The sequence below is a fragment of the Knoellia koreensis genome (genome assembly GCF_013041615.1).
In the GTDB taxonomy this organism is placed as follows: domain Bacteria; phylum Actinomycetota; class Actinomycetes; order Actinomycetales; family Dermatophilaceae; genus Pedococcus; species Pedococcus koreensis.
The window spans coordinates 560,675-583,836 of the sequence record NZ_JABEPQ010000001.1 but is presented as its reverse complement, the minus strand read 5'-3'; the positions used below and the strand labels follow the sequence as shown (position 1 = coordinate 583,836).

24 protein-coding genes are annotated in these 23,162 nt (G+C 71.1%); 9 read left to right on the top strand and 15 right to left on the bottom strand.

Translation table 11 applies throughout. The annotated features are described in order from the left end of the window. The first annotated feature begins 43 nt into the window (after window positions 1-43). On the top strand, window positions 44-1,195 hold the full coding sequence (locus HJG52_RS02915) for a glycoside hydrolase family 15 protein (protein WP_171242046.1): 1,152 nt from the start codon (window positions 44-46) through the stop codon (window positions 1,193-1,195). A 9-nt stretch (window positions 1,196-1,204) separates the two neighbouring features. Here HJG52_RS02915 and HJG52_RS02910 read toward each other — a convergent pair whose 3' ends face one another. Next, window positions 1,205-1,627, bottom strand: coding sequence for an AsnC family transcriptional regulator (locus HJG52_RS02910; protein ID WP_171242045.1), 423 nt, complete (start codon window positions 1,625-1,627; stop codon window positions 1,205-1,207). Window positions 1,628-1,666: 39 nt separating this feature from the next. On the opposite strand from HJG52_RS02910, the gene HJG52_RS02905 reads away from it, so the two are divergent. Next, entirely contained in the window at window positions 1,667-2,671 is a 1,005-nt protein-coding gene (locus HJG52_RS02905; protein ID WP_171242044.1) for a 5'-3' exonuclease, read from the top strand. Between the two features lie 85 nt (window positions 2,672-2,756). Here the strand turns inward: HJG52_RS02905 and HJG52_RS02900 are convergent, their stop codons facing one another. The 7 genes from HJG52_RS02900 to HJG52_RS02870 are packed head-to-tail and all read right to left on the bottom strand — an operon-like array spanning window position 2,757 to window position 9,994. Further along, window positions 2,757-5,549, bottom strand: coding sequence for a DEAD/DEAH box helicase (locus HJG52_RS02900; RefSeq protein ID WP_171242043.1), 2,793 nt, complete (start codon window positions 5,547-5,549; stop codon window positions 2,757-2,759). Then, window positions 5,546-6,454 (bottom strand): YegS/Rv2252/BmrU family lipid kinase, encoded by a 909-nt coding sequence (locus tag HJG52_RS02895; protein ID WP_171242042.1) that lies wholly within the window; start codon window positions 6,452-6,454, stop codon window positions 5,546-5,548. Before HJG52_RS02895 ends, HJG52_RS02900 begins: the two co-directional genes overlap by 4 nt. A gap of 26 nt (window positions 6,455-6,480) precedes the next feature. Beyond that, window positions 6,481-7,296: a twin-arginine translocase subunit TatC gene (gene tatC / locus HJG52_RS02890; RefSeq protein WP_240977158.1), complete on the bottom strand. Its 816-nt coding sequence runs from the start codon at window positions 7,294-7,296 to the stop codon at window positions 6,481-6,483. Between the two features lie 33 nt (window positions 7,297-7,329). After that, on the bottom strand, window positions 7,330-7,653 hold the full coding sequence (gene tatA / locus HJG52_RS02885; protein WP_171242041.1) for a Sec-independent protein translocase subunit TatA: 324 nt from the start codon (window positions 7,651-7,653) through the stop codon (window positions 7,330-7,332). A gap of 28 nt (window positions 7,654-7,681) precedes the next feature. Then, a complete protein-coding gene (locus HJG52_RS02880) occupies window positions 7,682-7,990 on the bottom strand; it encodes a hypothetical protein (RefSeq protein ID WP_171242040.1) in 309 nt (102 codons plus the stop codon). A 10-nt stretch (window positions 7,991-8,000) separates the two neighbouring features. Then, a complete protein-coding gene (locus HJG52_RS02875) occupies window positions 8,001-9,011 on the bottom strand; it encodes a helix-turn-helix transcriptional regulator (protein WP_171242039.1) in 1,011 nt (336 codons plus the stop codon). Next, entirely contained in the window at window positions 9,008-9,994 is a 987-nt protein-coding gene (locus HJG52_RS02870; RefSeq protein WP_171242038.1) for a WYL domain-containing protein, read from the bottom strand. The genes HJG52_RS02875 and HJG52_RS02870 overlap by 4 nt, the downstream gene beginning before the upstream one ends. A gap of 64 nt (window positions 9,995-10,058) precedes the next feature. Here HJG52_RS02870 and HJG52_RS02865 point away from each other — a divergent pair, with 64 nt between their 5' ends. Further along, a complete protein-coding gene (locus tag HJG52_RS02865) occupies window positions 10,059-11,162 on the top strand; it encodes a DUF3866 family protein (protein ID WP_346767531.1) in 1,104 nt (367 codons plus the stop codon). A gap of 89 nt (window positions 11,163-11,251) precedes the next feature. Here HJG52_RS02865 and HJG52_RS02860 read toward each other — a convergent pair whose 3' ends face one another. The 3 genes from HJG52_RS02860 to pafA all read right to left on the bottom strand — a co-directional run bounded on the left by HJG52_RS02860 (window position 11,252) and on the right by pafA (window position 14,076). After that, the gene (locus tag HJG52_RS02860; protein WP_171242037.1) at window positions 11,252-11,638 is read right to left on the bottom strand and encodes an FKBP-type peptidyl-prolyl cis-trans isomerase; all 387 of its coding nucleotides are present in this window, start codon (window positions 11,636-11,638) and stop codon (window positions 11,252-11,254) included. Between the two features lie 48 nt (window positions 11,639-11,686). Then, the gene (locus HJG52_RS02855) at window positions 11,687-12,637 is read right to left on the bottom strand and encodes an FKBP-type peptidyl-prolyl cis-trans isomerase (RefSeq protein WP_171242036.1); all 951 of its coding nucleotides are present in this window, start codon (window positions 12,635-12,637) and stop codon (window positions 11,687-11,689) included. A gap of 71 nt (window positions 12,638-12,708) precedes the next feature. Beyond that, complete coding sequence (gene pafA, locus HJG52_RS02850) at window positions 12,709-14,076, bottom strand: Pup--protein ligase (RefSeq protein WP_171242035.1); 1,368 nt, start codon at window positions 14,074-14,076, stop codon at window positions 12,709-12,711. 106 nt (window positions 14,077-14,182) lie between these two features. On the opposite strand from pafA, the gene HJG52_RS02845 reads away from it, so the two are divergent. The 5 genes from HJG52_RS02845 (at window position 14,183) to HJG52_RS02825 (ending at window position 18,648) form a co-directional block, all read left to right on the top strand. After that, complete coding sequence (locus HJG52_RS02845; RefSeq protein ID WP_171242034.1) at window positions 14,183-15,646, top strand: hypothetical protein; 1,464 nt, start codon at window positions 14,183-14,185, stop codon at window positions 15,644-15,646. Further along, window positions 15,639-16,727 (top strand): coiled-coil domain-containing protein, encoded by a 1,089-nt coding sequence (locus tag HJG52_RS02840; protein ID WP_171242033.1) that lies wholly within the window; start codon window positions 15,639-15,641, stop codon window positions 16,725-16,727. The genes HJG52_RS02845 and HJG52_RS02840 overlap by 8 nt, the downstream gene beginning before the upstream one ends. 126 nt (window positions 16,728-16,853) lie before the next feature. Next, window positions 16,854-17,489, top strand: a complete 636-nt coding sequence (locus HJG52_RS02835; RefSeq protein WP_171242032.1) for a peroxiredoxin — start codon at window positions 16,854-16,856, stop codon at window positions 17,487-17,489. 94 nt (window positions 17,490-17,583) lie between these two features. Continuing rightward, window positions 17,584-18,288 (top strand): dienelactone hydrolase family protein, encoded by a 705-nt coding sequence (locus tag HJG52_RS02830; RefSeq protein WP_171242031.1) that lies wholly within the window; start codon window positions 17,584-17,586, stop codon window positions 18,286-18,288. 75 nt (window positions 18,289-18,363) lie between these two features. Beyond that, a complete protein-coding gene (locus tag HJG52_RS02825; protein WP_171242030.1) occupies window positions 18,364-18,648 on the top strand; it encodes an LIM domain-containing protein in 285 nt (94 codons plus the stop codon). 16 nt (window positions 18,649-18,664) lie between these two features. Here HJG52_RS02825 and prcA read toward each other — a convergent pair whose 3' ends face one another. From prcA to dop, 4 genes are read right to left on the bottom strand one after another with little or no spacing between them, the layout of a single operon-like run. Beyond that, window positions 18,665-19,513, bottom strand: a complete 849-nt coding sequence (gene prcA, locus HJG52_RS02820) for a proteasome subunit alpha (RefSeq protein WP_171242029.1) — start codon at window positions 19,511-19,513, stop codon at window positions 18,665-18,667. Beyond that, window positions 19,510-20,337: a proteasome subunit beta gene (prcB, locus tag HJG52_RS02815; protein ID WP_171242028.1), complete on the bottom strand. Its 828-nt coding sequence runs from the start codon at window positions 20,335-20,337 to the stop codon at window positions 19,510-19,512. Before prcB ends, prcA begins: the two co-directional genes overlap by 4 nt. After that, window positions 20,334-20,540: a ubiquitin-like protein Pup gene (locus tag HJG52_RS02810; RefSeq protein WP_091760181.1), complete on the bottom strand. Its 207-nt coding sequence runs from the start codon at window positions 20,538-20,540 to the stop codon at window positions 20,334-20,336. The genes prcB and HJG52_RS02810 overlap by 4 nt, the downstream gene beginning before the upstream one ends. 38 nt (window positions 20,541-20,578) lie before the next feature. Further along, window positions 20,579-22,096, bottom strand: a complete 1,518-nt coding sequence (gene dop, locus HJG52_RS02805) for a depupylase/deamidase Dop (RefSeq protein WP_171242027.1) — start codon at window positions 22,094-22,096, stop codon at window positions 20,579-20,581. A 32-nt stretch (window positions 22,097-22,128) separates the two neighbouring features. Between dop and HJG52_RS02800 the strand changes: the two genes are divergently transcribed. Continuing rightward, a complete protein-coding gene (locus HJG52_RS02800) occupies window positions 22,129-23,139 on the top strand; it encodes an alpha/beta hydrolase (RefSeq protein ID WP_240977156.1) in 1,011 nt (336 codons plus the stop codon). The last annotated feature ends 23 nt before the right edge of the window (window positions 23,140-23,162 follow it).

Below are 23,162 nucleotides of genomic sequence, written 5' to 3'. Positions count from 1 at the left end.
AGTCCTCACCGGGGTCACCCTCGCACCTACCCTGGGGTCTGCCATGCGCTCCGAGCCCGGCCTGATCCGCCCGGTCCCCTACCGGGCGTTCGCGCCCACGGGATCGGGTGACCCGAGGCTGGCCGACGGCGACCGGACGTGGCTCGCCGTGGGAGCGGTGCCGGCGGTGGGCACTCGGTTCGAGCCGATGGCGACCGCTGCCCTCCTTGACCTGCGCTCCTACGTGCAGGAGAACGGGTCGATCGCCGCCGGTCCCGGTGGGCCGTGGCGGTACACCTGGCCGAGAGACGCGTCGTTTGCGGCGCTGGCGATGGCCGGGACTGGACACGCGCCCGAGGCTCGCCGCATCTTCTCCTTCCTCGACCGAGTGCCGTTCTCCGGAGCAGTTGGTTTCGCGGCGCGGTACAACCCCGACGGGTCGCCGGTCTCGGACGGACGCCCGCCGCAGGCGGACGGCTGTGGCTGGGTGCTCTGGGCCGTCGAGCAGGCCCGGGAGGCGGATGCCGCCGCCGTGCCCCGCGCCGGTACCACGCTGCGCAACCGATGTGTGAACCTCGTGCTCGACCTCACCGATGGCGGCACGCGACTGCCGCGCGCGACACCGGACTACTGGGAGACCGAGGTGCAGGGCACCACCCTGGGCATCTCCGCTCCGCTTCTCGCCGGCCTGCGTGCTACCGCCCGAGACTGCGCTGTCACGGGTACGTCAGACTGCGCGCGTGCAGCGCAGGCAGCGTCGGCTGTGTTCGCGGAGAACGTGGCGCTCGACTACGGGCCCGCGTATGAGCGCTACGGCGTCGTCGGCGGGCTCGACGCAGCCATCGCCGCGCTGATGCCGCCGTTCGTGGGTCCAGACGACCCGGCACCGGCAGGTGAGGTGGAACAGGCCTGGATGAGGTACCAGCGCGACGCCCTGATGCCCGCCGGGGGCCTGGCACCCGGAGTCGAGTGGGACGACCCCGACAACTCGTGGACACCCGAGACCGCGCTCGTCGCCTACACGGCCGCCGCATCGGGGCACACCCAGCGGGCACTCGACTGGCTCGACTGGCTCGATGCCCACCGCACGGCATACGGGTCACTGCCCGAGAAGGTGACTCGCACGGGAGAGCCCGCCGGACCGGCGCCACTGCTGTGGACGTCGTCGCTCGTGCTGCTCACTCTCAAGCGCCTCGAGGACTCCGGCGTGCTCTGAGCCGCTGGGTCACTCCCAGGGCGTGGACAGGACGATCGTCGTGCGCGTGGAGACGTTGGCGGTGGCGCGGATGCGGGCTAGCAGGTCCTCGAGGTCTCCGGGCGTCTTGACGCGCGTCTTGAGGATGTAGTTCTCGTCGCCGGCCACCGAGTGGCAGGCCTCGATCTCGGTGAGGTCGCGCAGCCGCTCGGGGATGTCGTCCGGCGCAGCCGGGTCGAGCGGGGTGATCGAGACGAATGCCGTGAGCGCCAGGTCGAGGGCCGCCGGGTCCACGACCGCGGCATACCCCTTGATGACGCCACGTTCCTCGAGCCGGCGCACCCGCTGGTGGACGGCCGAGGTCGACAGGCCCATGGCCTTGCCGAGGTCGGTGTAGCTCATCCGCCCGTCGGCACGGAGCAGGTCGACGATCCGCCGGTCGAGGTCTTCCACGCGTCCACCCTAGACGGCGGGCGTGGCAGAGTGTCCGCCATGACGTCCCCGGGTGGTCCCGACCGACTGATGCTGCTCGACTCGGCCTCGCTGTACTTCCGTGCGTTCTTCGGTGTGCCGGACCAGCGTTCGGACCCCTCCGAGCCGCCGACCAACGCCCTGCGCGGTTTCCTGGACATGATCGCCTCGCTCGTGACCCAGTTCGGCCCGACGCACCTCGTCGCCTGCTGGGACAACGACTGGCGACCGCAGTGGCGGGTCGACCTGCTGCCGTCCTACAAGGCGCACCGGGTCGCCGGCGCGGCCGAGGCCGCCCCCGAGCCCGCAGCCGGTGACGCGCCCGACCAGGCGCACCCGGCGTCCGACGACACGGCCGCCGAGGAGGTGCCCGACGACCTCGCCCCACAGGTGCCGGTCATCGCAGATGCGTTGGCAGCATTGGGAATTGCGCGTCTGGGCGCTGACGGCTTCGAAGCAGACGACGTCATCGGGACCCTTGCCACGCGGGCTCGCGGCCGGATGGCCGTCGACGTCGTCACGGGTGACCGTGACCTCCTCCAGCTCGTCGACGACGCCGCTGGCGTGCGGGTGCTCTACACCGGCCGCGGCGGGGTGCGTGACCCCGACCTGGCGACGCAGGCCTACCTGCAGGAGCGGTATGCCGTGTCGTCCGGGGAGGCGTACCTCGACATGTCCGTGCTGCGCGGCGACACCAGCGACGGGCTGCCGGGGGTCAAGGGCATCGGTGACAAGACGGCTGCGGCGCTCATCGCGGACTACGGCTCGCTGGCCGCGCTGCGCAAGGCCATCGACGACGGCGACCCCGCCATCAAGGGAGCGCGGCGCACCAACCTCGAGGCGGCCGCGGCATACCTCGACGTGGCACCCACCGTGGTGCGCGTCGCCCGAGACGCACCTGTCCCGGACGTCGACACCGCGCTCCCCCGCGAGGTCGCCGACCCGGCCCTGATGAGCCGGATCGCCAGCCAGTACGGCGTCACCAACGCCTTCAACCGCGTCCTGTCCGCCCTGCGCATCGACTGACCCGCGCAAACCCCGCGTTGCCCGCCTTTCGTTGGCTCAATAGGGCAACGTTCTCCGCGCAACGAGGGTTTTGCGGCAAGCGATATCAGTCCAGGCGGTCGGCGGCCACCACGCCGCGCATCACGGCGTCGACCGCCTTGCGGGCCGTGGCCCGCAGCTCGGGCGTCGGTGCGGCGTCACCGATCTGGCCGAGCAGGTCGACGACCTGCTTGCATCGGCGCACGAAGTCGCCGGCAGCCATGTCCGACCCGCGCAGCACCTCCTCGAGCCGTCGCCCGCTCGCCCAGCGGTGCATCATCCACGCCATGCCGCCGTCGGGGTCACCGGTCAGCGGCAGGCCGAGGTCGGCCTCGCGGTCCTCGATGCCAGACCAGATCTCGGTCATGGCGTGCACCGCCTCGGCCACCTCGTCGTTCGGCATGCGCGGGTTGACCTCGGTCTCGTCGCGGCGCGGCTCGTGCACGAGCGTCGACAGGACTGCGGCGAGCCCGGCCGGGTCCAGGCGTTTCCACACCTCACGCCGCAGCGACTCGGCGGCGAGCAGGTCCTTCTCGGTGTAGAGCCGGCGCAGGTGCTCCCCCTGCTCGGTCACCTCCGTGCCATCCTCGGACAGGTAGCCCATTTCCGCCAGGAGCTGGCAGATCCGGTCGAACTGCTGCGCCACCGAGTTGGTGCGACCTTCCACCTTTCGTTGCAGCCCAACGGTTTCCCGCTTGAGCCTCCACCACCGCTCGGCCCAGCGTGCGTGGTCCTCCCGGTCCGGGCACTGGTGGCAGGGGTGCGCCTTGAGCCGGCGTCGCAGGTCGGCGATCTTGTCGTCGTTGCCGGTGACCGGGTATGCCGCCTGCTCGCCACCGCGTCCGGGCGGCGGGTCGTGCGGCACCGCGATGCGTAACGAGGTCGCGAGGTCGCGCCGGGCCTTCGGGCTCTTGGCGTTGAAGTGCGGCGGCACCTTGACCGTGGTGATGGGCGACACGGGTTCGGGCACGTCGGTCAGGGTGAGCTTCACGAGGTGCTTGTCCTCGGTCACGACCGACGGCGACGGCATCTCACCGCGGTAGCTCTTGGCCGGGGCGACGACCACGGCATACCCGGCTCGTCGGCCGGCGGGGATCTTGATGACGTCGCCGATCTTCAACGCCTCCAACGAGACCGCGGCCGCGGCGCGCCGGCTCGCCGACCGTGCCTTCGCCCCTTCCTTCTCGAGACGGGCGATCTCGCGGCGCATGGCGGCATACTCCGCGAAGTCGCCACGGTCGCACGCCATCGCCTCGGCATACCCCTCGAGCGCCTTCTCGTTGCGCCGCACGGCCCGCGCGATGCCGACCACCGACCGGTCGGCCTGGAACTGCGCGAACGACGTCTCGAGGATCTCGCGCGCCGTCTCGCGGCCGACCTGGGCGACGAGGTTGACCGCCATGTTGTAGGTGGGCCGGAACGACGAGCGCAGCGGATAGGTGCGGGTGGAGGCGAGCCCGGCGACGGCGTTCGGGTCGAGATTGCGGTTCCACTGCACGAGCGCGTGGCCCTCGACGTCGATGCCGCGGCGGCCGGCGCGACCGGTGAGCTGGGTGTACTCGGCCGGCGTGATGTCGGCGTGCGTCTCGCCGTTGAACTTGACGAGCTTCTCGATGACGACGGTGCGCGCCGGCATGTTGATGCCGAGAGCGAGGGTCTCCGTGGCGAACACCATGCGGATCCGTCCGGCGGTGAACAGCTCCTCGACGATCTCGCGGAAGGTCGGCAACATGCCGGCGTGGTGCGCGGCGAACCCGCGCGTCAGCCCGTCGACGAAGTCCCAGTAGCCGAGCACCCCGAGGTCCTCGTCGGCCAACCCGGCGACCCGCTCCTCGACGTAGCGGCGGATGCGGTCGCCTTCCTTCTCGGGGATGAGTCGTATGCCGTCGCGCAGCAGCTGCTGGACCGCCGCCTCGCAGCCGACCCGGCTGAAGATGAAGGTGATCGCGGGCAGGAGGCCGTCACGCTCGAGGCGGCGCGCGACCTCGGCGCGGGTGGCACCGCCACCGGGGAGGCCTCCGCTGGGAGGGCCGCCGCGCCCGCCGCCACCGCCTTGGGGTGCGCGCCGCCCGCCACCACGACCGTGACGGTCGTCGCGTCCCCGGGCGCCACGTCCACGACCGTGACCGCCGCGTGGGCTGTCCCAGCTGCGGCGTTGCTCGGTGTTCCGGATCGCTTGCAGCAGCTCGGGATTCACCCGGGTCGCCTCGTCGCCGGTCACCGGTGCGGCGAGCTCGTCGACGAAGAGGTCGTACATGCCCTGGCCCACCATGACGTGCTGCCACAGCGGCACCGGGCGGTGCTCGGAGACGATGACGTCGACTCCCCCACGCACTTCGGACAGCCACGCGCCGAACTCCTCGGCGTTGCTGACGGTGGCCGACAGCGAGACAACCTGCACGTCCTGGGGCAGGTGGATGATGACCTCTTCCCACACGGCGCCGCGGAAGCGGTCGGCGAGGTAGTGCACCTCGTCCATGACCACGAAGCCGAGCCCGTGCAGGGTGGAGGACCCGGCGTACATCATGTTGCGCAGGACCTCGGTCGTCATGACGACGATCGGTGCCTCCCCGTTGATCGAGGAGTCGCCGGTGAGGAGGCCGACGTTGTCGGCGCCGTGGCGCTTGACGAGGTCGTTGTACTTCTGGTTCGACAGGGCCTTGATGGGCGTGGTGTAGAACGCCTTGCGCCCGGTCGCGAGGGCGAGGAAGACCGCGAACTCCCCCACGATGGTCTTGCCCGCACCGGTGGGTGCCGCGACGAGCACGCCACGACCCGCCTCGACCGCCTCGCAGGCCTCACGCTGGAAGGGGTCGAGCGGGAAGTCGACCGTTGCCTCGAACTCGGCGAGCCTGCTCACTGCTCCACGCTAACAACCGGAGCCAGCACGGTGACGGCGCCCGGCACCACCTCGACGGTCAGCGGCAACGGCGCGAACCGTTCACCGTCGGCGTAGGCGACGATCCCCTCGGCCTCGAGCGTCACCTCACGACCCCGGAACACCTCGACCGCTGGGTGGCTGGTGTGGGTGCCCTTGAAGACCCGCGGGAAGACCTTGAGGAACTCCGGAATGCTGATCTCGTGGACGACCACCACGTCCGCGAGCCCGTCGTCGAACGAGGCGTCCGGCGCGACCCGCATGCCGCCTCCATACGACGAACCGTTCGCCACGACGACGAGCATCGCGCGCGTCTCGTGGCGCACCCCGTCGACGGTCACGGCATACGGAATCGGCTTGAACAATGGGAGTTCACGCAGGATCGCGAGGTTGTAGCGCGACTGGCCCTTGGGCCACGGCCAGGTGTTGGCGCGTTCGTTGACGAGCGAGTCGAAGCCGGCGCCGAGGACGCCGGCATACCAGTGGGTCTCCCCATGGGCGTCGGTATGCCGCACGGCGTCGATGGTGCGCGGCGCACCGGTCGTCACCAGGTCGGTCGCGCGGATGGGGTCGTGCACGGGCAGCCCGAGACCACGGGCGACGTCGTTGCCCGTACCGGCGCCGATGACCGCGAGTGGGACCTTGGTGTCGGCGACGAGGTTGACGCCCAGGTGCACCATGCCGTCCCCGCCGACGACGGCGAGAACGTCCAGGCCCTGCGCGATGGCGCCGAGCGCGCGGTCGCGCGCCGCGGCATACGACTCCTCGCTGAGGTCGAGCACCTCGTGACCGGCGGCGCGCAGCCGGTGCATCACCTCGAGCCCGAGCGACATCCCGCGGTTCTTGCCCGACGTCGGGTTCACGACGACACCGACACGTTTGGCCACGCGCGGAGGCTATCGGCTGAGACCGCTCAGAGCGTGGAGGCCTCGTCGTCGGAGAGCTCCTGGTCGGCCCAGGTCGGGCGGTCCTTGTCGCGGCGACGGTCGATGAGTGTCGCCACGACGAGCGCGCCGGCGTAGAGCAGGCACAGCGGGATCGCGAGCAGGAACATCGTGAACGGGTCCGGCGTGGGGGTCGCGATGGCCGCGAAGATGAAGATGATGAGGACGGCTGGGCGCCACGTGCGACGCATCACCGCCGCCGGTAGAACGTGGATCACGTTGAGCGCCACCAGGAAGACCGGGATGACGAACGACAGCCCGAACACGACGATGAACCGGGTGACGAAGCTGAAGTACATCGAGGCTTCGGGGTAGTTCACGGCGCCCTGCGGCGTGAAGCTGATCAGGATGCCCACCGTCTTGGGCAGTGTGAGGTACGCGAAGTAGCAGCCGGCCAGGAACAACGGCACGGTCGCGGCGATGAAGGCCAGCGAGAGCCGCTTCTCCTTCTTCTTCAGGCCCGGGACGATGAACGCCCAGATCTGGTACAGCCACACCGGGCTCGAGACGATGCAGCCCACGAAGATCGCGAGGCTCAGGTGCTGGGAGAAGGCAGCGGTCAGCCCGGCGTAGTTGAGCGCGATCGACTTCTCGTCGCCACGCTGACGGGCGATCGACAGGAGCGGTTCGGTCAGGTGGTCATAGACCGGTTGGAAGAGGTACCACCCCAGGATCGACCCGAGGACGAGCGCCACGGCAGCGACGAGGACGCGCCTGCGCAGCTCGCGCAGGTGGTCGCCGAGCGACATGCGGCCCTCGGGGTTGCGGGCACGCCGGAACGCCATCGTCGTGGGATGTTCTGCTGGGTAGGCCCGGGGTCAGGCTGCGCCGGAGCTGTTGTCCGTGCGCGGGCTGTTGTCCTCACGCACCGCCGAGGTGCCCTGGGCACCCGTGGAGCCGGTCGTTCCCGTCGTCCCGGTCGTGCCCGTGGTGGGCGGGTTGTCGCGGACGGTCTCGCCCCGGACGGTCGAACCGCCGGGGCCGTCCTTGCCGTCGTTCTTCATCTCCGAGACCTCGGACTTGAAGACGCGCATGGAGCGGCCGAGGCTGCGGGCCGCGTCGGGCAGGCGCTTCCAGCCGAGGATCAGGATGAGGAGCACCGCGATGATGATGATCTCCGGCGCACCGATGTTGCGAAGCATGGGACTGCCTTTCCGACTGGTGTGGACTCTAGGAGTCTAGGTGCCGCGCCCACGCGGGTCGACGTCCGACCTGCCGCGCGCGCCGCTGCTGCCTCAACGCGGCGCGGGTCAGGTCACGTTCCCGGCGCAGCTGGCGGGGGTCGCCGAGGATGTCCGGGACGGGCGCGGGCTGCTGGAGCCGCTCGACCTGGGTCTCGAGCGCGGCGACCGTCGCCGAGGCGCGGCGCACCTCCGCGTTGAGCTCCTTGACCTGGCCCCAGACGCCCCACGCGCGGCTGGCCAGGTAGCCCACCGCGAGCAACACGAGCAGCGCCCAGATCAGCACCCACCACCACATGGCGCCGACCCTACCCGGCCGTCGGTGCGCCGGGGTCCACCCCGTATGCCGCGAGGGCGGCCCGGGCGCCGTCGGCCACCTCCGTGGCCACCTCCGTCGGGGCCACGACGTAGCCGCCACCGCCGAGGCGCCACAGCAGGCGCCGCAGCCACTGGGTGTCCGGCGTCCGCAGGGTGACGGTTTGCGATCCGTCGTCGGCGGTCTCGACCGACTCCACGGGGTAGTAGTCACTCACCCACGCCGCCCACGGCTCCAGGTGCAGGGTGACCAGCGGGTCGTCGGCGCGGGGCGTGAAGGCACCGGCGTCCAGGTCACGCAGCTGCGCGTCCGCCGGCGGGGTGCCGTCGACGTCCAGCACCTCCAGGGCGGTGATCCGGTCCATCCGGAAGGTCCGGGTGTCCTGGGCGCGGTGGCACCAGCCCTCGAGGTACCAGCGCGAGTCGAGGTTGACCACGCGCATGGGGTCGACGTCGCGCTCGGTCGACTCGTCGCGGCTGGGCACGAGGTAGGTCAGGTGGACGCGGCGGTGTTGCTCGACGGCCCGGCGGGCGTCGGCGAGCATCCCGGCCTCCACCCCTTCGTCGATGGCGACCTCGACCCGCGACGCCGCCTCCGCCGAGGCACCCGTGGCCTCCTCGAGCTTGGCCATGGCGCGCTCGATCGCGTCGCGCTCCCCCAGGCCCGGCACGGCAGCCAGGGCGCGCAGCCCGACCATGAGGGTGAGTGCCTCGTCGCGTCCGAGCCGCAGCGGCCGGGCGATGGTCTCGGCGTTGGTGACGAAGACCCGTCCGCCCTCCCACTGGGCGTCGATGAGCTCGTCCGGCATCTGGCCGTAGCCGCACAGGTAGAGCAGCCGCAGGTCGGCCTCGAGCTGCTCGGTGCTGATCCCGAGCTCGCCGGCAGCCTGCTCCAGGTCGATGCCCTGCCTGGCGACGAGCCACGGCACCATCGTCAGCAGCCGGGCGAGCCGGTCGGTCGCGGTCTCGTGGGCGCCCTTGGCTCGTTGCTTCGCCGGGCTCATGCCGCGCCCCCGTGGGCCTTGACGGCGCCCTGGAGGCGGCGGATGACGAGGTCACGCACCTCCGGCGGGCTCTCGACGACGACGTCCGCGCCGAACCCGCTCACCTCGTCCGCGAGGGCGTCGTCATCGGCATACGGCACCTTGAGCACGCTCCACTCTCCCCCGTCTGTGGTCGACGTCGCCCGGCGCCGCAGCGAGTTGCCCCTGCCCTCGCGCACGCGCACCGTCGCCGACCGCGGCTTCTCCTCCCCCACCTGGGTGCGGATCATCTCGCGCGCCCGGTGGTCGGCCGGCACGGCATACTCCTGCGCCCTCTTGACCTCGGCGACCGGCCCCACGATCCGCGACAGCCGGAACACGCGCGGGGCGTCACGGTCGAGGTCGTACCCGGTGAGGTACCACCGGCCGTGCCACGACGCGAGGCCCCACGGCTGCACGCGTCGCGTCGCGACCTGGTCGGCGCCGCTGCGGCGGTAGTCGAAGGTGATGGTGCGCTGGCCGACGACGGCGTTCTTGGCGGCCTCGAACGCCGGCTCACTGGTACCGAGACGCGGCTCGATGCCGACGAGCGAGTCACCGTCGCGCTCGATGCCGCTCGCCTTGAGCTTGCGCAGTGCGTCCGCGGCTGGTCCGGCGAGCGACGCGTGCGCCCACGTGCGGCTCGCGAGACCGAGCACGGCCAGCTCGTCGGGCTCGAACTCGATGTCGGGCAGGGCGTACTCGCGCTGGTCGATGCGGTAACCCACCTCGTCGTCCCAGACGCTGCCGATGTCGGCGGTGACGAGCGGGATGCCGAGCTCGCGCAGCTCGTCCTTGTCGCGCTCGAACATCCGGTCAAACGCCTCGTCGCTCGCGGCGTCGCCGTACTGCGGCACGATGTCGCGGATCTTCGACTTCGGCAGGGGCCGGCGGGTGTAGAGCAGCGCCAGGACGAGGTTGAGCAGTCGCTCGGTCTTGGCGGCCGGTCCGGTGGGTGAGCTCACGGCCCCGACGCTACCCGAACAGGTGTGCGGCGCGTGGCCCGGACCGGTGGCTACCCTGCGTGTCGTGATGCAGTGGCGCGAGGGCGTGGTCGAGGACGTGCGGGGCCGGTGGCCGGGGGCGGTCGAGTATGCCGTCCGGCTGGTCGGCGAGGACGACGTCACCGTCCGGGCATTGGCCTACACGGCGCTGGTCGGTGAGCCGGAGGTCGGCGACCGGGTGCTGCTCAACGCCTCGGCGCTGCTGCGCGGTCTCGGCACCGGCGGGCTGGCGTTCGTCGTGGCCGCGCCGGACCGGCTGCCGCCCGACCCGCCCGGCAGTGAGGGGCACATCGTCAAGGCGCGCTACACCCCGCAGCAGCAGATGTTCATGGCCGTCGACGAGCAGGACAGCCCGCACCACGCCGTGATGACCGGGCAGCTCGCGAGCGACGGCGACCTCCAGGGCATGCCGGTCGTCGTCGCGGACCTGCACTCGGCGCTGCCCGCGGTGCTGGCGGGGATCCGTGCCGAGCGGCCCGATGCCAAGGTCGTCTACCTCATGACCGACGGCGGCGCCCTGCCGATCGCGTTCTCCCGCAACGTCGCTGCGCTCAAGGAGGCCGGCTGGCTCGCCGGCACCGTCACCGTCGGACAGGCCTACGGTGGCGACCACGAGGCGGTGACGCTGCACAGCGGACTGCTCGCGGCGCGGCACGTGCTCGGCGCCGACGTCGCCGTCGTCATCCAGGGCCCGGGCAACGTCGGCACCGGCACCCGCTGGGGCTACACCGGGGTCGCGGCCGGTGAGGCGCTCAACGCCGCCCACACGCTCCGTGGCCGTGGCGTGGCCGCGCTGCGGGTGTCCGACGCCGACCCCCGCGGACGGCACCGCGGCATCTCACACCACAGCACCACGGCATACGGACGCATTGCACTGGTGCCCGCAGACCTGCCGGTCGCGGTCACGGATGACGAGTTCGGCGCGCTCGTGCTCTCCCAGGCGCGCGAGCTGGCGATGGCGGCCACGGGCGACCTCACCGTGCGCGAGGTGGGCCCCGATGGTCTCGACGACGCCCTGCGCAGCTCACCGGTCCGGCTGTCCACGATGGGCCGCGGCCTCGACGAGGACCACGCGGCCTTCCTGCACAGCGCAGCCGCCGGCCGCTGGGCCGCCACGCTCCTCCCCTGACCCCGCCTCAGCTTTTCCGCGTGACGCGCAAAAGCTGGCTTCGCTCGGGAAAGATCCCGAGTGAAGCCAGCTTTCGCCAGTGAAGTGCGTCAGCGCACGTCGACGAGGTCGACGACGAAGATCAGCGTCTCGCCCGGCTTGATCGCAGCGCCCGCGCCGCGGTCGCCGTACCCGAGCTGCGGCGGGATGACGAGCTTGCGGCGGCCGCCGACCTTCATGCCGACGATGCCGTCGTCCCAGCCCTTGATGACCTGGCCGACACCGAGCCGGAAGTCCAGCGGGCCGCCGCGGTTCCACGAGGCGTCGAACTCCTCGCCGGTCGAGTGCGCCACGCCGACGTAGTGCGCCGAGATGGTGTCACCAGCCTTGGCCTCCTGGCCGTCACCCTCGGTGATGTCCTCGATGACGAGCTCGGTCGGGGCCTCGTCGCCGGGGAAGTCGACCTCGGGCTTGGTGGTGTTGGGGTCGAACGGCATGTCGTTCTCCTATCTCGAGTTTCGGTGCGGTCCGGACTCAGTGACGGGTCAGTATGCCGCGAGGATGTCGACGACGAACACGAGCGTGTCGGTGCCCTTGATGCCGGCCTGCGGCTGGCCGGCGGCGCCGTAGCCATCGGCCGGCGGAACGATCAGGAGCAGCCGGCTGCCGACGTTGGCGCCGACGATCGAGGAGTCCCAGCCCTTGATGACCTGCTGCTTGCCGATGACGGTCTCGAAGTACTTCTCCGGCGACTTGGCCGAGTAGTCGAAGACCTTGCCGGTGCCGTAGACCGCGCCGGTGTAGGTGACCCGGACCGTCTGGCCCGCCTGCACCTTGGGGCCGGTGCCCTGGATGAGCGGCTGGCTGACCGTCTTGGTCGGCGGCTTGACGCCCTTGGGGATCGTGATCGTGGCGGCCTTGCCGTCCTCGACCTTGACCGTGGGCAGGTCCTTCTTGGGCGCGACCTCCTTGCCCTGGGCCGACGGCAGCGCCTTGGTCGCGGACACGACGTCCATGAGGAACAGCACGCTGTCGTTGGCGCCGACCTTGAGGTCGGTGTTGCCCTGGCTGCCGAAGGCGTCCTTCGGCGGCATGGCCACGAGGACGCGCGAGCCGACCTTCTGGTTCGTCAGGCCCTTCTTGAAGCCGGGCAGCAGCTGCTGCGAGCCGAGGTTCAGGCCGAGGTTCTGCTTGCCGAAGTTCGTGTCCAGCACCGAGGAGTCCTTGGCGTTGAGCAGCACGTACTTCACGCTGACGATCTCATCGCCCTTGACGGTTGCACCGTCGCCGGCCTTGAGGACCTTGGTGGTGGTGTCCGTGACGGTGAGCGGCTTGGGCTCGACCTTGACGGTGGGGGCCTGGGTGTCGCTGCCGCCGGTCACGGTGACCTTGTCGAGGGCGCCGCTCTTGGGCTTGTCCTGCGAACCACAGGCGGTGAGGGTGAGGGCGCCGGCCAGCAGCGCGGCGCCGAGGGCGCTGATGCGTCGAGAGTGCACGAGTTTGGGGTCTTTCGGTAGGAACCAGTCGCTCGTCACCATAACCGCCAGACCTGTGACCACCGAAAACGCTAGCCCCGCATCCCCTCGATGAGCCGCTCGACGCGGACGTCCTCGGACGCGAACGGGTCCTTGCACAGAACGGTGCGCTGCGCCTGGTCGTTGAGCTTCAGGTGTACCCAGTCGACGGTGAAGTCGCGGCGGTGCTCCTGCGCCGCCTTGATGAAGTCGCCGCGCAGCTTGGCGCGGGTCGTCTGCGGCGGCACCGTCTTGGCCTCGAACACCTCGGGGTCGGTGCACACGCGGGCGGCGCGACCATGCTTCTGCAGCAGGTAGAACAGGCCACGTTCGCGGTTGACGTCGTGGTAGGCCAAGTCGAGCTGGGCGATGCGCGGGTGCTCCATCGGCAGGTCGTGCTTGGCCATGTAGCCGGTGATCAGCTTGTGCTTGATGACCCAGTCGATCTCGGTGTCGACCAGGGACAGGTTGTCGGTCTCGACCGCCCGCAGGGTGCGCTCCCACAGGTCGAGCACCTGCTTGTGGATCGGGTCGGTCAGCCCCTCCCGGTCGGCGAACGCCGTGGCGCGCTCGAGGTACTCGGTCTGGATCTGCAGCGCCGACAGCTCGCGCCCGTTCGACAGCCGTACCGTCTTGCGTCCGGTCATGTCGTGGCTCATCTCACGGATGGCGCGGATGGGGTTCTCCAGGGTGAGGTCGCGGACGACGACCCCGGCCTCGATCATCCGCAGCACCAGGTCGGCCGACCCGACCTTGAGCATGGTCGTCGTCTCGCTCATGTTCGAGTCGCCGACGATGACGTGCAACCGGCGGTAGCGCTCGGCGTCCGCGTGCGGCTCGTCGCGGGTGTTGATGATCGGTCGGCTGCGGGTCGTCGCGGACGAGACGCCCTCCCAGATGTGGTCGGCGCGCTGACTGACGCAGAACGTTGCGCCCTTGCTGGTCGTCACGACCTTCCCTGCGCCACAAGTGATTTGGCGACTCACCAGGAAGGGGATCAGCACGTCCGACAGCGCCTGGAACTCCCCCGCGCGCCCGACGAGGTAGTTCTCGTGGCACCCGTAGGAGTTGCCGGCCGAGTCGGTGTTGTTCTTGAAGACGTAGATCTCGCCCTCGATGCCCTCCTCGGCCAGCCTCTCCTGCGCGTCGGCGACCAGGCCTTCGACGATCCGCTCCCCCGCCTTGTCGTGGATGACGAGCTGGCGCACGTGGTCGCACTCGGGGGTGGCGTACTCCGGGTGCGACCCGACGTCGAGGTAGAGCCGGGACCCGTTGGACAGGAACACGTTCGAGGACCGGCCCCAGGACACGACCTTGCGGAACAGGTAGCGCGCGACCTCGTCGGGCGTGAGCCGGCGCTGACCCTGGAAGGTGCACGTGATGCCGTACTCGTTCTCGATCCCGAAGATCCGACGCTCCATGGCACCACTGTAAACACCGCAGGTCAGCCCGTTCGTCGGGTAAAGGGATGGTCTGAACTCCCGAACCCCGCTGCAATCGCGCTGTCCCATGCGCGACACTGGCCCCATGCCCGACGCCCCCGCGGACACGGCGAACCGGACCGCAGGCCAGCCGACCACCCCCATCGGCGACCTGACCCGGCATACCCAGTCGATCCTCGAACGCGCCCAGGCGTACGCGGACGCGATGCGCGCCGAGACCGACGAGACGCTCGCGGCGGCGCGTGCCGACGCGGAGCGGATGCGCGCCGAGGCCCGCGCGCTCCTCGAGGACGCCCAGCGCCAGCACGCCGACGCCGTTCGTGAACGCGAGCTCGTCGGTCGCACCCTCACCGACGCCCAGGGCGAGGCCGAGTCGCTCGTCGCCGACGCCACCGAGCAGGCCTCGCTGCTCACCCAGTCGGCCACGCGCACGAGCGAGGAGGCGGTCTCCTCCGCGCGCCTCGAGGCGCAACGGCTCGTCGCCCTCGCGACGACCGAGGCCGAGCAGCTGCGGGCGAGCGCCCAGAGCGACTACGACCAGGCCATGAGCCGGTATGCCGCCCACGAACGTGAGCGCGACGCGGACTTCGCGGCCGGCGTGGCGAAGATGGACACCCACTTCGCGCAGCGCGACGAGGAGCAGAAGGCCGCCCACGCGGCGCTGCTGGCCGAGGCGGAGCACCAGGCGCAGGAGGCCAGGTCGGCCGCGACGAAGGAGGCCGAGCAGACGCGGTCGGCTGCCGAGCAGCACCTCGCCGAGCGTCGGGCCGAGGCCGAGCAGCTGGTCGAGCAGGCGCGCACCGACGCCCAGGAGCGGCTCGACCGCGCGCACGCCGAGGCCACCGAGATCATGACCCAGGCCGAGGACCACCTGAAGTGGGGCCAGGACACGGTCCGCCGGGTGCTCGACGAGGGTGAGGCCGAGGTGGCCCGCCTGCGCCGCGAGACCCACCAGGAGCTGGGCGCGCGGATGCGTTCGCGGCGCCAGCTGATCCAGACCGCACTCGCCCGCGCCGCCCACCGGGCCCGCGGTGAGCGCGAGGCAGCGCGAGCCGAGTCCGAGCGGGTGCGCGCGCAGGCGGAAGCCGTCCTCACGGCTGCCCAGGCCCAGGCTGAGCGCACCATCGCCGCCGCGCAGGAGGCGGCCGACCGGACCCGCCGCGACGCCGACGACACCGAGCGCCTCGCCCGCGAACGCGCCACCCGACGGGTCGAGGAGGCCGAGAAGGCCGCGCGCCTCGTGCGGGAGCGCACGGCGTCGGAGATCGAACGGCTGCAACGCGAGACGCACGAGTCCCACCGGGCCGCCCGTGAGCAGCTCGTCTCCTCGGCCACCCAGGCGCGCGAGGAGGCCGACCGCGTGCGCGCCGAGGCGCGTGCCATGCTCGACCGCGCCCGCGCCGAGGTGGCCTCCCTCGCGTCCCGGCGCGAGGACATCACCAAGCAGCTCGGTCACCTGACCGGCGTCATCGACGCCCTCGCCGTGCCCGAGAAGGCCACCGCCCCAGCCCCAACCCCCACTGAGAGCGAACGGACCGACCATGAGTGACAGCACCTCCTTCCGCAGCGTCCTGCGCGGCTACGACCCGGCCCAGGTCGACCAGTGGCAGGCGGAGACCTCGAACGCGCTGGCCCAGGCCCGCAGCGAGGCCGCCGAGCGCACCGTCGAGGTGAGCGAGCTGCGGGCCGCGCTCACCCGTGCGCAGGAGCAGCACGCCGGCGTGACCCGCCAGTTCGAGGCGCTGCAGGACGAGCAGCGCAAGGCTGCGGCGCCGACGTTCGCCGACCTCGGTGACCGGATCGGCTCGATCCTCGCCCTGGCCGACCAGGAGGCGACCGACATCCGGGACAAGGCGCGGGTGGATGCGGACACGCTGGTGGGCACCTCCCAGCTCGAGGCCGACCAGGCGCGCAAGGACGCGGACGCGTATGCCGTGGACGTGCGTGGTCGTGCCGACGCCGAGGCCGCGCAGGTGGTCGAGAAGGCCAAACAGCAGGCCGACTCGATCCTCGACGACGCCGACCGGGAGGCATCGGCCCGGCGCGAGGAGGCCGAGGCGTTCTACGAGCACCAGCGGGCCCGGGCCGCGGCTGCGGCGGCGGACTTCGAGTCCACGCTGGGGCAGCGCCGCGACAAGGCTGCCGCGGAGTTCTCGGCCCAGATGGCCCAGCACGAGCAGGCCCTCACCCAGGCCCAGGAGCGGGCCGCCGCGCTCAGCGCCGAGAGCGAGCGGGCGCACAGCGACGCCTCCACCGAGGCCCAGCGGGTGCTCGCCGAGGCACGGTCGGAGGCCGAGCAGCTCGTGGCCGCCGCCCGCGAGCAGGCCGAGCGGATCCGCCGCGACTCCGAGCGCGAACTGGCTGCTGCCACGGCCCGCCGCGACAGCATCACCGCCCAGCTCAGCAACGTCCGGCAGATGCTCGCCACCCTCGGCGGCGCATCGATGGTCGACGGCCTCGGTGCCGACGACAAGTCCGCGCAGCCGGCCGCCGTCGAGACCCAGGACACCACGGGCGAGACCGACAACTCCGGCTACGAACCCGGTGCGGAGCAGACACCGGCGACAGCAGCGGAGCCTGAGACCACGGCCGACGCACCCAAGGGCCGCAAGGCGCCCAGCCACGCCTGACCGACCCTCTTGTCTCGACGTGCTGCCGGTCAGTGGCGTCCATCATCCGGACGGGGTATCCACAGTACGGTCAGGTAACGGCATGTTTGGTCATGACAAACATTGAGTTACCTCTGGGAGGACCCCATGGCCACGCTGCGACTCGGCGACGACGCACCCGACTTCACCGCCCAGACCACCGAGGGTGAGCTGAGCTTCCACGACTGGAAGGGCGACGGCTGGGCCGTGCTCTTCAGCCACCCGGCCGACTTCACGCCCGTCTGCACCACCGAGCTCGGCCGCGTCGCCCAGCTCAAGGACGAGTGGGCCGCCCGCAACACCAAGGTCCTGGCCGTGTCGGTCGACGCCCTCGAGGACCACAACGCCTGGAAGTCCGACATCGAGGAGGTCGCCGGCGCCAGCGTCGACTACCCCATCGTCGCCGACTCCGACCGCCAGGTGGCCGAGCTCTACGACATGATCCACCCCGGCGCCGGCGACACCTCCCCCGTCCGTTCGGTGTTCCTCATCGACCCGGCGGGCAAGGTGCGCCTGTCGCTGACCTACCCCAAGAGCGCGGGGCGCAACTTCGACGAGATCCTGCGCGCCCTCGACGCGCTCCAGGTCAACGACGCGGGCCCGTTCTCCACGCCCGCCGACTGGAAGCAGGGCGAGCGCATCATCGTCGCCCCCACGGTCACGACGGCCGACGCGCAGGCGAAGTTCAAGGACGTCGAAGAGGTCAAGCCCTACCTGCGTTACGCAGCAGCCCCGACGCCCTGACGGGTGCCGTCCCCGGCCGTCTCCTCCTCGACCGGGGCGTATGCCGCGTCCGCGCCACCACCCCTCCGGCGCGGACGCGGCATACGGTTGGCCCATGAGCGAACCCACGCAGCTGAACATCCCCGTCGAGGGTGGCACCATGCCCGCCGACGTCCACCTGCCCGAGGCCGGTCGCGGCCCGGGCATCGTGCTGTTCCAGGAGATCTTCGGAGTCTCCGACTACATCACACAGCGGGCGAAAGACCTTGCGGGGCAAGGCTATGTCGTCGTCGTGCCGCACCTGTACTGGCGCCTGGACGACCCGGTCGTCCCCGACGACCAGCTGGAGACCGCGATGGGGCTGCTCCAGCGTTTCGACTGGGAGGCTGGCGTCGCCGACGGTGCCGCGGCACTGGCCGCAACGCGGGCACTCGGCGAGGCCGAGGGACCGACCGGGTTGCTCGGCTTCTGCTTCGGCGGCGGCCTCGCCTTCAACGTCGCTGCAGTCGCCGACCCGGGCCCGGACGCCCTCGTCAGCTACTACGGGTCCGCGCTGCCGGGCCTGCTCTCCCTGGCACCACGCGTGACCTGCCCGAGCCTGCACCACTTCGGGCTGGAGGACACCTTCATCCCCGAGGACACCGTCCGCGAGATCGAGGCGGCCGTCACCTCTGGCGGTGGGGACGCCACGTTCCTCACGTATGCCGGCGCCGGGCACGCGTTCGACAACCCGGCACCCGCGTTCCACCACGAGGGTGCATCGCAGGAGGCGTGGGCCGCGACGGTGGCGTGGCTCGAGCGGGAGCTGCCGGTCGACTAGGGCCTCAGGAGCCACCCGGAGGCGTACGATCCACCCACCGGGCACCGAGGTCGCCCGCCAGGGAGGGAGCACCGCATGAGCACGAGGACCCGGAGCCGGGCGAGCTGCACCAGCTGTGGCAGGAGCATGCGTCGCGGGACGTACTACTCACCGCTGGGGCAGCCCGTCTGCGAGGCGTGCTACGAGAAGGTCAACGGCCTGATCGTCGGCGGAATGGCCGGAGGGGTCGGTGGCGCGGTCGCCGGGCCGGGGATCTTGCGCTGGGTGCGCGAGAGCCTCGGCAGGACCGACAAGCAGCGCCGGGCGGTGCCGGAGTCGAGCCAGGCCGGCCGCACCCCGGAACGCGAGCCGCAGCCCTAGTCCTCGACGCGACCGGTCACTCCGGCTGGACGTCGTCCTCGCGGGCGTCGTCGAGCTGGGTCTGCGGGTTGCTCGACATGTCCCGGACCACCGCTCCGTCGCCAGTGAGCGTGTCGTGGCGACCAGGTGTGGGGTCGTCCTCGGTCGGCACGTCGCGCGTGGGGTCGTCGCTGCTGAGCAAGGCCTCGAGCAACCCACCGCCGAGCCGCCGGAAGCAACGCCGCGGCCGCTCGCGGTCGAGCACTGCCACCTCCAGCTGGGCCGGGGTGAGGGTGCGGTCGGGGCCACCGGAGGGGTCCTTACCGAGCTCGGCGACGGCCAGGCCGAGGGCGTCGCCGAGGCTGAGGCCGGGGCGCCAGCGGTCCTTGAGGCCGGTCTCGATCTGGTCGGCCGCGCCGCCCATCGCGACGAAGCCGTACTCGTCGGCTACCGACCCGTCGTAGGTCAGCCGGTAGATCTGGTCCTCCTCGGCGGTGGCGCCCACCTCGGCCACGACGATCTCGACCTCGTACGGCTTGGACTCCTGGGTGAACACGGTGCCGAGCGTCTGCGCGTAGGCGTTGGCCAGGCCGCGCGCCGTCACGTCGGTGCGGTCGTAGGAGTAGCCCCGCAGGTCGGCATACCGAACACCCGCCACGCGCAGGTTCTCGAACTCGTTGTACTTCCCCACCGCCGCGAACGCGATGCGGTCGTAGATCTCGGAGATCTTGTGCAAGGCCCGCGAGGGGTTCTCGGCGACGAACGCGATGCCCTTGTCATAGCCGAGGACGACGACCGAGCGACCGCGCGCAATTCCCTTGCGTGCGTAGTCGGCCCGGTCCTTCATGAGCTGCTCGGGTGAGACGTAGAACGGCATGCTGCTCATCGCGCACCTCCCGGGTTGCCCTGACGGTCGGCGATGACGGACTCGACCACCGCGGTGAGCGCGTCCTCGGTGACGAAACGCACGCCCTCGGCGTCGATCACCGCGACGGTCGGCCAGATGCGCCGACCGAGGTCGGGGCCGCCGGTCGCCGAGTCGTCGTCGGCGGCGTCGTAGAGCGCCTCGATGGCGACCCGGACGGCGTCGTCGCCCGACAGCCCCGGGCGCCACAGCTTCTTGAGTGAGCCGCGCGCGAAGAGCGAACCCGAGCCGACGCTGTGGTGGTCGTGCTCCTCGTAGCAGCCGCCGGTCACGTCGTAGGAGAAGATGCGTCCGGTGTTCCGCTCGAGGTCGTAGCCGGCGAACATCGGCACCACCGACAGCCCCTGCATCGCCATGCCGAGGTTGCCGCGGATCATCGCAGCGAGCCGGTTTGCCTTGCCCTCCAACGAAAGCAGCGTGCCCTCGATCTTCTCGTAGTGCTCGAGCTCGACCTGGAACAGCTTGACCAGCTCGATCGCGATGCCGGCGGTGCCGGCGATCCCGACGGCGGAGTACTCGTCGGCCGCGAAGACCTTCTCCATGTCGCGGTTGGCGATGATGTTGCCCATCGTGGCGCGCCGGTCGCCGGCCATGACGACGCCGCCGTCGCTGGTCACCGTGACGATCGTGGTGCCGTGCGGGGCCTCGAGGGTGCTGCCAGGGGGCAGCGCGCGGCGCGAGGGCAACAGCTCGGGCGCGTGGTCACCGACGAACTCGGTGAACGACGATGAGCCGGGCGAGAGGTATGCCGCGGGGAGCTTCCCCGCGTGGGGCCCAGTGGTCACTGGCCACCCTTCTGGACGAATCCGCGCACGAACTCCTCGGCGTTGGACTCCAGCACCCCGTCGATCTCGTCGAGGACGCTGTCGATGTCGGAGTCGAGGTTCTCCTTGCGGGCGCTGGCCTCCGGCGAGGCGGGAGTGGGCTCGGGGGCCTCGTCGGGCGCGTCGTCGCGCCGCTGCGGCCGGCTCTGTTCCTGGCTCGGCATGTCACTGCCTCCCTCTCGTCGCGGGTTCTGTGACGACCCTAGCCCGATGCCGACGCCAACTCACGCAGCAGGGTCTCGGCGTCCGGACTGCGGTCGAGCAGCGCCCCCACGCTGGCCCGGGTCCCCCGCAGGGGTTCGAGCATCGGCACGCGCTGGAGGGACGGCTGGCCGGGGATGTCGAAGATCACTGAGTCCCACGACGCGGCCGCGATCTGGTCGGGGTACTTCTCGAGGCACTTGCCGCGGAAGTAGGCACGGGTGTCGGCCGGGGGCTCGTGCACGGCCTCGTGGACCTGCTCGTCGGTGACGAGCTCCTCGAACCGGCCGGCCCGGCGCAGCTTGTGGAAGATGCCCTTGTCGGCCCGCACGTCCGACCACTGGATGTCGATGGCCCGCAGCCGCGGGTCCGACCACTCCAGGCCGTCGCGGTCGATGTAGCCCTGCATGACCTGCTGCTTGCCGACCCAGTCGACCTCGCGGGCGGCCCCGCTCGGGTCGCGCTCGAGCTTGTCGAGGACGACACCCCACCAGTGCATGACCTCAGCGGTGTCGGCGTCGACCTCGCCGGCATACCGCTCCTGCAGGTAGCGCTCGGCGAGCTCGCGGTAGCGCCACTGCAGCTGGACCGCCGTCGTGGTCGACCCGTCGCGCAGCTCGATCAGCTCGGCGCAGCTCGGGTCGTGGCTGATCTTCTGGAGGGTGGCGACCGGGCGGGCCACGGTCAGGTCGAGGTCGATGGCGCGGTCCTCGATCATCGCCAGCACCAGGGAGGTGGTGCCCAGCTTGAGCAGGTTGGCGACGTCGCAGTGGTTGGCGTCGCCGATGATGACGTGCAGCCGCCGGTAGAGGTCCGCCACGGCGTGCGGCTCGTCGCGGGTGTTGATGATCGGCCGCTTGAGGGTCGTCTCGAGTCCGACCTCGACCTCGAAGAAGTCGCTGCGCTGGCTCAGCTGGAAGCCCGCCTTGCGTGAGTCCATCCCGATGCCGACGCGACCCGACCCGGTGAACACCTGGCGCGTGACGAAGAACGGCACGAGGTGGCGCACGATCTCGGTGAACGGTGTCTCGCGGCGCATGAGGTAGTTCTCGTGCGTGCCATAGGACTGGCCCTTGCCGTCGGTGTTGTTCTTGTAGAGGTTGACCCCGGGCGGCACCTGCGAGAGGCGGCGTACCGACTCGGCCATGATCAGCTCACCGGCCCGGTCGTAGGCGACCGCGGCACGCGGCGAGGTGACCTCGGGTGAGGAGTACTCCGGGTGGGCGTGGTCGACGTAGAGGCGGGCGCCGTTGGTGAGCACCACGTTCGCGAGGGTGGGGTCCTCCTCGTCGGTGAGCTGGCTCGGGTCCGCGACACCGCGGGCCATGTCGAAGCCGCGCGCGTCCCGCAGCGGCGCCTCGTCGGCGTAGTCCCACGACGCGTGCGCGGCGCGGATGCCCTGGGCCGAGGCGTAGGCATTGACGACCTGCCCCGACAGGATCATCGGGTTGGCCGTCGGGTCTCCCGGCACCGAGATCCCGTACTCGGTCTCGATGCCCATCACCCTGCGAACACTCATGATGGTCAATCTAGGTGACAGACTGCGGCGTCATGCGGCACTCCCCCCTCGCGATGCCGGTCCGGATGGCCGCGCTGACCGCCCTGCTCGACACCGTGCTGCGCCCGCCCGTCGAGCGGCTCACGCCCGCGCAGCTCGCGAAGGAGCGCGGCACGGCATACCCGCACCGCCCGCCGTTCACCTGGGTGACCGGCCCGGTCGACCGCAGGGTCGGCATCACCTACGGCACCGCGCCCGCCCGTGACGGTTACGAGGTCCCCCTGCGGATCTACCGGCCGCGTAGCGTCCGCGACGCGGACACCGACGTGCCCGTCATCGTGTTCGTCCACGGCGGCGGGTACGCGACCGGCAACGTCGTCCTCTACGACGCCCTGTGCACCCATCTGGCCCAGCAGGTGCGGGCCGTGGTCGTCAGCGTCGACTACCGGCTCGCCCCGGAGCACCGCGCCCCGACGGCCGCCCACGACGTCATCGACGCGGCCACGTGGGTGGCCCTCCAGAGCGACCTCCTGCGTGCCGACTCCACGCGGCTGGCCCTGTGCGGGGACAGCGCCGGCGGGGCGCTCGCAGCGGTCACGGCGCAGGCCCTGCGCGACGCGGGCGACTACCCCGTCCGGCTCCAGGCACTCATCTACCCCGCCACCGACATGACGTTGTCGTCGCCGTCGATCGCCGAGCTGCCCGACGCCCCGATGCTGACCCGCACCAGCATCGAGACCTACCGCGACCTCTACTGTCCGGACCCTGGGATGTGGCGCGACCCGCTCGTCTCACCGCTCTTCGGGCGGCTGGCCGGCGTGGCGCCGGCGCTGATCCAGACCGCGGACCTCGACCCGTTGCGTGACGACGGCACCCGGTATGCCGCCGTGTTGCGCGACGCGGGCGTGCCCGTGCGCCTCACGAACTACCTGCGGGTGCCGCACGGCTTCGCGTCGATCCCGGGCGCCACGCCGATGGGCCCGCAGCACCGAGCCGAGCTCGTGGGCGAGCTGCGTCGACACCTGTATGCCGCCGACCCACCATCGAGCGGCGACGCGAGTTAGGCTCGCATCGAGGTCGCCGCGGC